At 63.8% G+C, this 11,667-nt stretch carries 11 protein-coding genes; 6 read left to right on the top strand and 5 right to left on the bottom strand.

What is annotated here, in order from left to right:
- Positions 1-55: 55 nt before the first annotated feature.
- Both FPB55_RS01155 and FPB55_RS01150 read left to right on the top strand, forming a co-directional pair.
- Positions 56-778 (top strand): response regulator transcription factor, encoded by a 723-nt coding sequence (locus FPB55_RS01155; RefSeq protein WP_054905024.1) that lies wholly within the window; start codon positions 56-58, stop codon positions 776-778.
- Positions 771-2,147 carry an ATP-binding protein gene (locus FPB55_RS01150; RefSeq protein ID WP_125854938.1) on the top strand — a complete coding sequence of 459 codons (1,377 nt, stop codon included), beginning with the start codon at positions 771-773 and terminating at the stop codon, positions 2,145-2,147. The genes FPB55_RS01155 and FPB55_RS01150 overlap by 8 nt, the downstream gene beginning before the upstream one ends.
- Before the next feature lie 185 nt (positions 2,148-2,332).
- Here the strand turns inward: FPB55_RS01150 and FPB55_RS01145 are convergent, their stop codons facing one another.
- The 3 genes from FPB55_RS01145 to aguA form a co-directional block, all read right to left on the bottom strand.
- On the bottom strand, positions 2,333-3,652 hold the full coding sequence (locus FPB55_RS01145; RefSeq protein ID WP_029885603.1) for an OprD family porin: 1,320 nt from the start codon (positions 3,650-3,652) through the stop codon (positions 2,333-2,335).
- A gap of 420 nt (positions 3,653-4,072) precedes the next feature.
- Positions 4,073-4,270 (bottom strand): hypothetical protein, encoded by a 198-nt coding sequence (locus FPB55_RS26450; RefSeq protein WP_080709188.1) that lies wholly within the window; start codon positions 4,268-4,270, stop codon positions 4,073-4,075.
- Between the two features lie 185 nt (positions 4,271-4,455).
- Positions 4,456-5,562, bottom strand: coding sequence for an agmatine deiminase (gene aguA / locus FPB55_RS01135; protein ID WP_009684781.1), 1,107 nt, complete (start codon positions 5,560-5,562; stop codon positions 4,456-4,458).
- A gap of 277 nt (positions 5,563-5,839) precedes the next feature.
- On the opposite strand from aguA, the gene rfbC reads away from it, so the two are divergent.
- The 4 genes from rfbC to FPB55_RS01115 are packed head-to-tail and all read left to right on the top strand — an operon-like array spanning position 5,840 to position 10,100.
- The gene (rfbC, locus tag FPB55_RS01130; protein ID WP_009684782.1) at positions 5,840-6,385 is read left to right on the top strand and encodes a dTDP-4-dehydrorhamnose 3,5-epimerase; all 546 of its coding nucleotides are present in this window, start codon (positions 5,840-5,842) and stop codon (positions 6,383-6,385) included.
- A gap of 42 nt (positions 6,386-6,427) precedes the next feature.
- Complete coding sequence (locus tag FPB55_RS01125) at positions 6,428-8,242, top strand: ATP-binding protein (RefSeq protein ID WP_125854939.1); 1,815 nt, start codon at positions 6,428-6,430, stop codon at positions 8,240-8,242.
- The gene (locus FPB55_RS01120; protein WP_115293248.1) at positions 8,239-9,645 is read left to right on the top strand and encodes a sigma-54 dependent transcriptional regulator; all 1,407 of its coding nucleotides are present in this window, start codon (positions 8,239-8,241) and stop codon (positions 9,643-9,645) included. The genes FPB55_RS01125 and FPB55_RS01120 overlap by 4 nt, the downstream gene beginning before the upstream one ends.
- A complete protein-coding gene (locus FPB55_RS01115; protein WP_029885606.1) occupies positions 9,645-10,100 on the top strand; it encodes a YiiD C-terminal domain-containing protein in 456 nt (151 codons plus the stop codon). Before FPB55_RS01120 ends, FPB55_RS01115 begins: the two co-directional genes overlap by 1 nt.
- Positions 10,101-10,248: 148 nt before the next feature.
- Here FPB55_RS01115 and cysQ read toward each other — a convergent pair whose 3' ends face one another.
- Together cysQ and nudE are read right to left on the bottom strand one after the other, a co-directional pair.
- Positions 10,249-11,067, bottom strand: a complete 819-nt coding sequence (cysQ, locus tag FPB55_RS01110; RefSeq protein WP_125854940.1) for a 3'(2'),5'-bisphosphate nucleotidase CysQ — start codon at positions 11,065-11,067, stop codon at positions 10,249-10,251.
- A complete protein-coding gene (gene nudE / locus FPB55_RS01105; RefSeq protein WP_009683783.1) occupies positions 11,064-11,630 on the bottom strand; it encodes an ADP compounds hydrolase NudE in 567 nt (188 codons plus the stop codon). The genes cysQ and nudE overlap by 4 nt, the downstream gene beginning before the upstream one ends.
- Positions 11,631-11,667 lie beyond the last annotated feature (37 nt).

Below are 11,667 nucleotides of genomic sequence, written 5' to 3'. Positions count from 1 at the left end.
GATGTAATTGAATGTAATGAGCGCCCCTGGGCCTCACCCGACAGGTGTTTTCCGCATGAGCACGACCCTGCTGGTCGTCGACGATGACGACGAGATCCGCGAACTTCTTTGTGATTACCTGGCCGACGCCGGTTACAACGTGCTGGAGGCGGCCGACGGCGAGCAGATGCGCGCGCAAATGGCCAGGCACACGGTGGATCTGGTGGTACTCGACTTGATGCTGCCGGGCGAAGACGGGCTCAGCCTTTGTCGCCAATTGCAGGCCACGCCCGGGCTGGCGGTGATCATGCTGTCGGCCAAAGGCAGCACGCTGGACCGCATCATCGGCCTGGAGGTGGGTGCCGACGATTACCTGGCCAAACCCTTCGAGCCACGCGAGCTGATTGCCCGGATCAAGGCGGTGCTGCGTCGCCCGCAACGCCTGGAAACCCAGGCGCAGGGCACTGCAGGGGCCGACGCACAACTGTTCGCCGGCTTCCGCCTGGAGCACGTCAAGCGCCTGCTCACGCGCCCCGATGGCCAGACCCTGCCCCTGCCACGCTCCGACTACCGGGTGCTGCGCGAGTTGCTGGAGGCCAACAACCGCGTGGTCTCCCGCGACCAGCTGACGCGCAGCGCATTTGGCCGCGACCACATGCCTGATGACCGCTCGGTGGACATGTGCGTCAGCCGCCTGCGCCAGCACCTGCGGCGCGCACCGGACGGGGCCGCGCAAATCCTCACCATCCGCAACGAAGGCTACTTGCTGACCATGGGCCAGCACCAGGCCGATGCCTGAGGTGCGCTGGCTTCGCCGGCTGTGGCCGCGCACCCTGTTCGGCCAGCTATTGCTGATCATGGTCAGCGGCACGCTGGTGGTGCAGCTGATGTCGAGCAGCATCTGGTTCGATGTGCGCTTCGCCCAGGTGTTCGAAGCCCCCGTGCGGCTGATCGCCGCGCGCAGTGCGCCCCTGATCGCCCGGGCCGACTGCCACGATGCCGCCCTGCCAGTGCCGGCTCATTACCAGGTGCGCTGTGCCGAGCACCTGCCCGAGCCAACGCATGATCAGCGCCGTGAGCGCCGGCGGGTCGAATTGCTGCTGCGCCAGGCCCTCAAGTACGAGCTGGGGCATGCTCAGGCGGTACGCCTGATGAATGTGCAACTGACCGACGCGTCGGGCCAACCGATAGTCTGGCGCAGCCTGTTCGGTTTGCGCACGGCCCAAGCCCATATGCAGTTTGCGGTGCCATTGGCCGATGGGCACTGGCTTATCATCGAGGGCCAGGAGCTGCAGGGCTGGAGCGGCGAGTCGGCCTGGGTGCTGATCAGCGATTACCTGTTGCGGGTGTATGCCCTGCGCATTGTCGCGGTGCTGCTGGTCTGCCTGATTGCCGTGCGCCTGTGCCTGCGCCCGTTGCAGCGCCTGGCCGATGCTGCCCGTGGCCTGGGCACCAATCTTGAGCAGCCGCCCTTGGTACTGGATGGCCCGCAGGAAGTACGCCAGGCTGCCCAGGCGTTCAACGCCATGCAGCAGCGCCTGATTGCCATGGTCAACGACAAGGCATACTTCCTCGCCGCTGTGTCCCATGACCTGCGCACCCCGTTGACCCGCATGCGCCTGCGCCTGGAGCGCTTGCCGGACGATGAACACCACCAGCGCCTGCGGCAGAACATCAGGCAGATGGACGACATGATCGGCCAGGTGCTCGACTACCTGCGCGCCGGGGAACAGCAGAACTTGCAGCAGGTGGACCTGGACCGACTGGTGGCACGCCTGTGCGCCGACCTGGCGACCGAAAAAGAGCCATTGCCAGTGCATGGCCAGGCAGGCGGCGTGCGTGTGGATGCGTTGCTGTTGCAGCGTTGCCTGCAGAACCTGCTGGTCAATGCACTGCGTTATGCCAAGGAGGTTTCGGTCACACTGGAACGGGCGAACAGCGGGGTGCTGATCCATATCGACGACCGTGGCCCGGGGATTGCGCCGGGGCTGCTGGCGACCATTACCGACCCGTTCGTACGCGGCGAAGGGTCGCGCAACCAGTCCTCCGGGGGATACGGGTTGGGGTTGAGCATTGCGCAACGCATCGCTGGCAGCCATGGCGGTGAGCTGCTGCTGATGAACCGCGAAGGGGGTGGATTGCGGGTTAGCGTGTTGCTACCGGGTTGAGCCGAATCCCGAGGGGGCGTGGCAGCTCGTTTTTTGGGGTTGGGGCGCAGATCGCCGGGGCCGCGATACGGCCCTTTTGCGACACAAGGCCGTTCCCACAAGGGGCCCGGTTCGGGGCATGCCTGTAGGAGCGGCCTTGCGTCGCGATGGGCTGCAAAGCAGCCCCCAGCACCCTCAGCTCAGCATCAGAAGATGCTGATCGGGTACTCGACGAATACGCGTACTTCGTTGCCATCGTCGTTGTAGCCGTTCTGCTGTACGGCGTTGTTGGTACGCACGAACGAGCTACGCAACTTGATGGACAGGTCTTTGGCCGGGCCGTCCTGCACCACGTAACGGACCTGGTTGAAGATCTCGCGTTCCTTGCCTTCGCCGAAGCCCTGCGGGTTGGCGTTGTTGCGGGTGTTGATGTTGTCACCCACTACGTAGGCCAGCTTGTAGGTCAGGCCAGGGATGCCGTAGGCACCGAAGTCCAGACCGTAGCCCAGCTGCCAGGAACGCTCGTCCTCGGCGTTGAAGTCGGACCAGTACGAGTTGGCCAGGTAGATGGTCGAACCACCGTCACCCACGCCGCCCTGGTTTTGGTACCAGCCGTAGTTGTAGCCGGTGCTGCCAGTGCTGCGCTGGTGGGCGAGAGTGAACGAGTGCGCACCATACGCGTAGGTGGCCGCCAGGCTCCAGATGGTGTTGGAGTCGCCGTTCAGGCCGGCGGCCTTGACGTACTTGTTGTTGATGTCCGACTTGTAGCCGTTGAAGTCCAGGGTCAGGGACTGGTCGCTGGCGATCGGGAAGACGTAGTTCAAGCCCAGGTAGTGCTTGCGCATCACGTCTTCGTTGTCTGCGGTGTACAGCGAGCCGGTGAAGTTGTCGCTGAACTTGTAGCTACCACCCAGCACGTTGATCGACTTCAGGCCACCACCATCACGACGCTCGGCGCTTTTGCGCGCTTCCTGGGTGAAGCGGCCGGCGTTCAGCTCCAGGCCCTTGATTTCCTTGGAGGTGATCAGGGTGCCGGTGAAGCTTTCTGGCAGCAGACGTGCGTCGTCGTACTGCAGCACTGGCAGTGCTGGCATCTGGTCACCGTACTTGAGCACGGTATTGGAAATGCGGAACTTCACGGCTGCGCCACCACGCGCCAGGTTGTGCGGCGAGCTGGCGTTGCCGTCGGCGTTGGTGGTTTCGTGCGGCTTGAAGAAGTCGACACCCGCGCCACCGTTATGGCCTTTGCCGCCATCGAGGCGCAGGGCATACAGACCGAATGCGTCGACGCCGACACCGACAGTGCCTTGGGTGAAACCGGAGGAGAAGTTGCCGATAACTGCCTGGCCCCATTCGATCTGGTCGTCGGTGCCGTGCTTCTTGTCACGGTTGATATAAGCGTTGCGCAGAAGGACGTTGGCGTGGCTGTCCTCGATGAAGCCCTTGCTCTCGGCCTGATCATTGGCCTGTGCCTGGGTCGCGGCGATCATCGCCAGGGCGACCAGGCTGATCCTGGTTTTCAACATGTTATTTTCCTTATCGCTTAATCAAAAACGCGCTGCAATACAACGCCAGGAACCAACGCCCCTTACGTAGGTTCGACGCTATGCGGATCCAGACTTGAAGGCCGGCCGGCAATTGCACGGGCGGCCTCTGGCAGCAGCATGGCCAACGGAAGTGGCCAGCAGGCGTTGGGCCGAATCCTAGCCGTGTGCGATTACAAATGTCAAAAAGTCGTGAAATGCAGGTTGATATAACCAAGATCATCCCGTGATACGAGGCATTTCAATGCATGTCGGCGCTGTAGGCGGGGATTTTATCTTTTTGTCAGAAACGGCATCTTGACTGCTCCGACAATTTACCGGGTGCGTGCGGGGAGGGGCGTGTGGCAGGTACCGGCCTCTTCGCGGCTATCGCCGCCAAGAGGTCGGCACAGCTGTAGTCGATTAGTGCCACACCGCCATCAGCGCCTGCATTTCAGCATCGCTGAGCAAACCTTGCGGGTAGCGTCCGGCAAGCAGACGTCGTGGGTCGGTCGTCCTGACCCTGATGCTTCCATGGTGTTTCAACCACGCCGCGACCCGCTTGAGCGATGGGTGACCAACTGCCGATGGGCGCAAAGCCGACTCACTTGCTGCGTTCATGTCTACACGTACTCCCTAACCCGTGAGCGGCTAATCTACGTAGGTAATGTTACAGCTCGGATAACCTGGCAGACCCAAGCTATCTCCTTGAAAAACAATACAAAACCTATGCCAAACCAGCCGCCGGGCGTCGTGCGAAAAAAAGGCCCGTCTACTGACGGGCCTCTTTGTCACCGGGCTGGCACTCAGCGCGTCACCGGTGCCGGCTGCTGCTGGGTCAGGCAGTGGATGTTGCCACCGCCCAACAGCAGCTCGCGCCCGGGAATCATCACCACTTCGTGGTCGGGGAATATCCGCGCAAGGATCGCTCTGGCTTCGGCATCTGCCGGGTCATCGAAGCTTGGCGCAATAATGCCGCCGTTGACGATCAGGAAGTTCACGTAGGAGCCGGCCAGGCGCACCGATGGGTCACGCTCCTGGCTGCCGGCAACGTGGTCGACACCGGCACATTCTTCAGCCGTGGCGTACAGCGGCCCGGGGATGGGCATTTTGTGCACGATTAGTGCTCGGCCCTTGGCGTCACGGGTGTTCTGCAACACCTCCATGGCGGCATGGCAACGGGCGTAATTGGGGTCGTTGGAATCATCGGTCCAGGCCAGTAACACTTCGCCCGGGCGCACGTAACAGCAGAAGTTGTCGACGTGGCCGTCGGTTTCATCGTTGTACAGGCCATCGGGCAACCACACCACGGTATCCACCGCCAGGTGGTCGCGCAGCACCGCTTCGATCTGCTCGCGGGTCAGGTGCGGGTTGCGGTTGCGGTTGAGCAGGCATTCCTCGGTGGTGATCAGCGTGCCTTCACCGTCCACGTGGATCGAGCCGCCCTCGAGCACGAAGCCTTCGGTGTGGTAGCGCTGGCAGCGCTCCATTTCCAGCACCTTGGCCGCCAGCTCCTCGTCGCGGTTCCATGGAGCATACAGGCCACCATCGAAGCCGCCCCAGGCGTTGAAGCCCCAGTCCACACCGCGCACCTCGCCTTGGTCGTTGATGACGAAGGTCGGGCCGGTGTCACGCACCCAGGCGTCGTCGTTGCTGATTTCGACCACCCGAATGTTCGGCTGGTCGAGCTGGCGACGCGCGTTCTCGTACTGGCCAGCGGAAACCGCCACGGTAACCGGCTCAAAACGGGCAATGGCCTTGGCCAGGGCTACATGGGCTGCCTGCGCCGGTTTGCCGCCCAGGCGCCAGTTGTCCGAACGCTCCGGCCAAACCATCCATACCTGGGTTTGCGGGGCCCACTCGGCGGGCATGTGGAAACCATCGGCACGTGGCGTGGAGTTGAGGGTTTTCATGGTTGACCTCTGTGATGGCCCTGGGCCGGATTGCGGTGAGACGTTGATCTATTTATAACCGATACATATCGATATTTAAAGCCTTATACGTCGGATTTTAAGGAGAACCTTCATCCTAATATCGATAGAAATCGAATTTAATGCGTGTTCGCCCGCTAGCACCCGTCGCTTGGCCGCCTACCCTGGCCATATCGTACGCATCCTGTCACTGCTGCATGCGGAAATTTCCAGGAAGGGCGACTAGGGTCAATAGTTAACGAACGGCAAGCGAACCGCCATGAACATCATCCCGACTGAAATCCCCGATGTACTGATCATCGAGCCCACGGTTTACGGTGACAGCCGTGGCTTTTTCTTCGAAGCGTTCAACGCCCGCGAGTTCGCAAGGCAGACCGGGGTGAATGTCGAATTCGTCCAGGATAACCACTCGAGCTCGGTCAAGGGCGTGCTCCGCGGGCTGCATTTTCAGGTGGAGAACACCCAGGGCAAGTTGGTGCGCGTGGTTCAGGGCGAAATCCGCGATGTCGCCTTGGATGTGCGCAAAAGCTCGCCAACCTTCGGCCAGTGGGTCGCGGTGGATCTGTCCGCAGCCAACCATCGCCAGTTGTGGATACCGGCAGGCTTCGCCCACGGCTTTGCGGTGCTGAGCGAGTCGGCCGAGTTCCTCTACAAGACCACCGATTACTACAACCCCGGCGCCGACCGCTGCATCCGCTGGGACGATCCGCACTTGGCCATCGACTGGGGGCTGCAGCAACCACCGCTGCTGTCAGACAAGGACAAGCTTGGCCGGGCATGGGCAGAGGCGGAACTGCTGCCGTAACTAGCGCATAATTGCGCCAGACCTTTCTGGCGCATTTACGTGATGATTGCTAACCCCACGCCTCCACGCCGTCCCCGCTGGCGCAGCCTGGCCTTGCTGGCCCTGTGCCTGGCGCCGTTACTGTGGCCCTTGCACCACCTGGCCGAACGTTACTACCAGCAGGAATTGGCCTCGCAGAACCGCCAGACCCTGGACCTGTACGTGGCCAACCTGCTCGGCACCCTGCACCGCTACGAAACCTTGCCGCAGATCCTCGGCGACCTGCCGGCACTGCGCAGCGTACTGGCCGACCCCTTCCGCCTGGAGGCGGTGACCAACGCCAACCGCCTGCTCAAGGGCATCGTGCAGCAGACCGGCGCCGAGGTGATGTACCTGATGGACGTCAGCGGCAACACCCTGGCGGCCTCCAACTGGGACAAGCACGACAGCTTCGTGGGCCGCAACTTCGCCTTCCGCCCGTACTTCAACGAAGCCATGGCGGGCCACCTGGGCCGCTTCTTCGGCCAGGGCACAACGTCGGCCAAACGCGGCTACTTCTTTGCCGCCGCCGTGCGTGATCGCGAGCGCATCGTGGGCGTGCTGGTGGTCAAGGTCGACCTCGACCACACCGAAACCCTGTGGGGCCGCACGCCGGAGCAGCTGTTGCTGACCGATCACAATGGCGTGGTCATCCTCACTTCGCGGCCCGATTGGCGCTTCCGTGCCACCCGCGCACTGAGCGATGCCGAGCGCCAGGCCATCATCGCCATCCAGCCCTACCCTACCCAGGCACCGCAACCGCTGGTGCTCGCCCCGGACGCCTGGATCACCCAGACCCGCGACATCAAGGAGACCGGCTGGCAAGTCAGCATCCTCGCCCCGCGCATGCTGGTAGACCGTTCGGTGCAAACCGTAATGGCCATTGGCGCCGGCACCCTGCTAGTAGCAATGCTGCTGGCCGGGCTGGTGATGCAACGGCGCCGCCACTACATCGACCGCATCGACTTCGAAGCCCGCGCCCGTCAGGAGCTGGAAAAGCGCGTAGCCGAACGCACCGCCGACCTCGAGGGCCTCAACACCCGCCTCAAGCGCGCCGTACTGGAGCGCGAAAATGCCCAGCAAGAGGCGGTGCGCGCCCAGGACGAGCTGGTGCAGGCCGGCAAGCTGTCGGTGCTTGGCACCATGTCGGCCAGTATCAGCCACGAACTCAACCAGCCGCTGGCGGCGATTCGCAGCTACGCAGAAAATGCCGAGATCCTGCTCGACCACCAACGCACCGAGGACGCCCGCGGCAACCTCAAGCTGATTGGCGAGCTGACCGGGCGCATGGCGTCGATCATCGCCCACTTGCGGGCTTTCGCCCGCCGTGATCGGCACGCCCCGGAAAGCGTGGCCCTGCAGCCAGCCCTGGACGATGCCCTGGCGCTGCTGGCCAAGCGCCGCCGGGCAATGGCCGTGGAGCTGATCCGCGACCTGCCGGAAGCCACCTTGTGGGTACAGGCCGGTGAAACCCGCCTGCGCCAGGTGCTGGGCAACCTGCTGGCCAATGCCCTGGACGCCCTGACCGAAAAAGCCAACCCGCGCCGCCTGTGGCTAAGTGCCGAACAGCGTGATGACTGCGTCTACCTGTACATCCGCGACAATGGCCCCGGCTTCAGCCGCCAGGCCCTGGAGCATGCCAAGGAGCCGTTCTTCACCACCAAGACCCGCACCCAGGGCCTGGGCCTGGGGTTGGCCATCTGCGAAAGCCTGATGCGCGCCCTGGGGGGTGAACTGCTGCTGGCCAACCACCCGGAAGGTGGTGCTCTGCTGACCCTGCAGCTACGCAAGGCTGCGCCTGGCGCGACCTTGCCCAATTCGGAGGACCCCTCGGCATGACCCCCGAGACACAGATCGACAGCCAAGCCCAGGTCATCCTGGTCGACGATGACCCACACCTGCGCCAGGCCCTGAGCCAGACCTTGGACCTGGCCGGGCTGAAAGTGGTCGCGCTGGGCGATGCCCAAGGCCTGGCTGAGCGTATCGAGAGCGACTGGCCCGGCGTGGTGGTCAGCGACATCCGCATGCCCGGCATCGATGGCCTGCAGCTGCTGGAGCAACTGCACGGCCGCGACAGCGAACTGCCCGTGCTGTTGATTACCGGCCATGGGGATGTGCCCCTGGCGGTACAGGCAATGCGCGCCGGTGCCTATGACTTTCTGGAAAAGCCTTTCGCCAGCGACGCCCTGCTCGACAGCGTGCGCCGTGCCTTGGCCCTGCGCCGCCTGGTGCTGGACAACCGCAGCCTGCGCCTGGCGCTGAGCGACCGCCAGCAACTGGCCACGCGCCTGGTCGGCCATTCGCCGGCCATGCAGCGCCTGCGCGAGCAGATCGGCGCCTTGGCCGCAACCCGCGCCGATGTGCTGATCCTGGGTGAAACCGGTGCCGGCAAGGAGGTGGTCGCCCGTGCGCTGCATGACCTGTCCAGCCGCCGTGATGGGCCGTTCGTGGCGATCAACGCCGGGGCACTGGCCGAATCGGTGGTCGAAAGCGAACTGTTCGGCCATGAGCCCGGGGCGTTCACCGGGGCGCAAAAACGGCGCATCGGCAAATTCGAGTTCGCCAACGGCGGCACGCTGTTCCTCGACGAAATCGAGAGTATGAGCCTGGACGTGCAGGTCAAGCTGCTGCGCATGTTGCAGGAGCGGGTGGTGGAACGCCTGGGCGGCAACCAGTTGATCCCGCTGGATATCCGCATTATCGCCGCCACCAAGGAAGACCTGCGCCAGGCCGCCGACCAAGGCCGCTTCCGTGCCGACCTGTACTACCGGCTGAACGTAGCGCCACTGCGTATCCCGCCGCTGCGGGACCGCGGCGACGACATCCTGGTGCTGTTCCAGCATTTTGCCGACGCTGCCAGCCAGCGCCACAGCCTGGCGCCACACGCCTTGCTGCCGGCGCAGCGGGCGATGCTGCTGCGCCACACCTGGCCAGGTAACGTGCGTGAATTGCAGAACGCCGCCGAGCGTTTCGCCCTGGGCCTTGAACTGGCGCTGGATGGCCAGCTGCCAGCGGCTGCGGCTGCGGCGCCTTCGGTGTTGAGTGGCAACCTGAGCGAACAGGTAGAGCAATTCGAGCGCTCGCTGATCGCCGCCGAGCTGGCCCAGCCCCACAGCTCCATGCGCAGCCTGGCAGAGGCGCTGGGCATCCCCCGCAAAACCTTGCACGACAAGCTGCGCAAGCATGGCTTGAGCTTCGAGGGCGGTAGCGGCGGGCACGACGACCATGAGGACAACCGTTGATGAGCACCGATAGCCAGTACCTGCAGTCCGTACTGCATGGCGACATCCCGCTGACCCGCGAAATGGGCCTGGAGGTCATTGATTGGCAACACCACACCCTGCGCCTGCAATTGCCGCTGGCGGCCAACGTCAACCACAAGAGCACCATGTTCGGCGGCAGCCTGTACTGTGCAGCGGTGCTGGTGGGCTGGGGCTGGTTGCACATGCGGCTGCGCGAACTGGGGATAGATGACGGGCATATCGTCATCCAGGAAGGGCAAATCAGTTACCCGCTGCCGGTTACCGGGGCGGCAATAGCCCGTTGCCCGGCGCCGGAAGAGAAAGCCTGGGAACGCTTCCTCAACATGTACCAGCGTCGTGGCCGGGCGCGGTTGACGCTGCAGACCACGGTAAGCAATACCGGGACTGATGAGCCGGCCGTCACCTTCAGCGGCCAGTACGTGCTGCACCGCTAAGAACGAAGGCTGTCGCGCCCCCTGTAGGAGCGGCCTTGTGTCGCGATGGGCTGCAAAGCAGCCCCAGGGTTTGGGCATGGTGCACAAATTGCCGGGGCTGCTTTGCAGCCCATCGCGACACAAGGCCGCTCCTACAAGGCCAGGCCCGCTAGATCAGCTCAAGAAAGGCCTGGCGCCACGCTGCCTTGGCCGGCAACGCCAGGAAGTACGGGTTGAGCAAAGACTCGCGCGCCGGGTAACGGAACGGCAAACCGTCCAGCCCGATCACTTCACCACCCGCCCCTTCCACCACACCCTGGGCCGCCGCCGTATCCCACTGCGAAGTCGGCGCCAGGCGTGGATAACAATCGGCGCTGCCCTCAGCCAACAGGCAGAACTTCAACGAGCTACCAATGTTGGCCAGCTCCAGTTCACCCACTGCCGCACCCAGGCCCGCCAACAATGCTTCCTGTTCGGGGCTGGAGTGCCGGCGGCTGGCAACCACGGTAAACCGCTCACCCACTGGCGGAGCGTTGCGCACCTGGATCGGCCGGGCCGCCTCACCCCCGTCTGCCCGCCAAGCCCCCAATTCGCGGCCCCCAAAGTAGCAGCGGCCATTCGTGGGCATCGATACCACGCCAAACACCACCTCGCCTTTTTCGATCAAGGCGATATTGACTGTGAATTCCTCGCTGCCGGCAATGAATTCCTTGGTGCCATCCAGCGGGTCCACCAGCCACCAGCGGCTCCAGCCCTGGCGCTCGGCCAGCGCAATGTTGCAGTCCTCTTCGGACAACACCGGAATCTGCGGCGCCAGCGCCAGCAGGCCATCGGCAATCACCCGGTGCGCTGCCAGGTCGGCGGCAGTCACCGGCGAATCATCGGCCTTGTTGGTCACTGCCACATCGGCACGCCAGAACGGCAGGATCGCCTCGCCCGCAGTCAACGCCAACTTGACCACTTCACGCATCAGTTGATTGTCGTTCATGGCGCCAGCAGCCCCCGCTGAATCATCAGGTCACGCGCCAGGTACAGGGCCGCCAGGGCGCGGCCTTCGGTGAACTGCGGGTGCATGGCCAAGGCCGACAGCTCGCGCAGGTTGACCTTGTCGACCCGCATCGGCTCCGGCTCATCGCCCTCAAGGCGCTCTTCGTACAGGTCGGTGGCGAGCACCACCTGGATTTTCTGGCTCATGTAGCCCGGCGAAAGCGACAGCTCGGTCAGGTGCTCAAGCTGGCGCGCGCCAAGCCCGGCCTCTTCCTTGAGCTCGCGGTTGGCGGCTGCCAGCACATCTTCGCCGGGCTCGATCAGGCCCTTGGGCAGCGACAGCTCGTACTCGTCGGTACCACCGCAATACTCTTCCACCAGCACGGCGTGCTCGGCGTCGAGCATGGCCACGATCATCACCGCGCCATAGCCGTTACCCCGGCCTACCAGGCGCTCATAGGTGCGCTCGGCACCATTGCTGAAGCGCAATTGCACAGCCTCTACGCGGAACAGGCGGCTGCTGGCGACGATTTCGCGGCTGAGGACGGTGGGTTTCTGGCGCATGGGGCGGCTCCTTGGCGTGAACGGGTTACTATACCGT

The organism is Pseudomonas sp. BJP69 (assembly GCF_007633355.1).
Lineage (GTDB): Bacteria > Pseudomonadota > Gammaproteobacteria > Pseudomonadales > Pseudomonadaceae > Aquipseudomonas > Aquipseudomonas juntendi.
The sequence above is the reverse complement of the archived record's forward strand: the minus strand, read 5'-3'. Positions and strand labels throughout refer to the sequence as shown.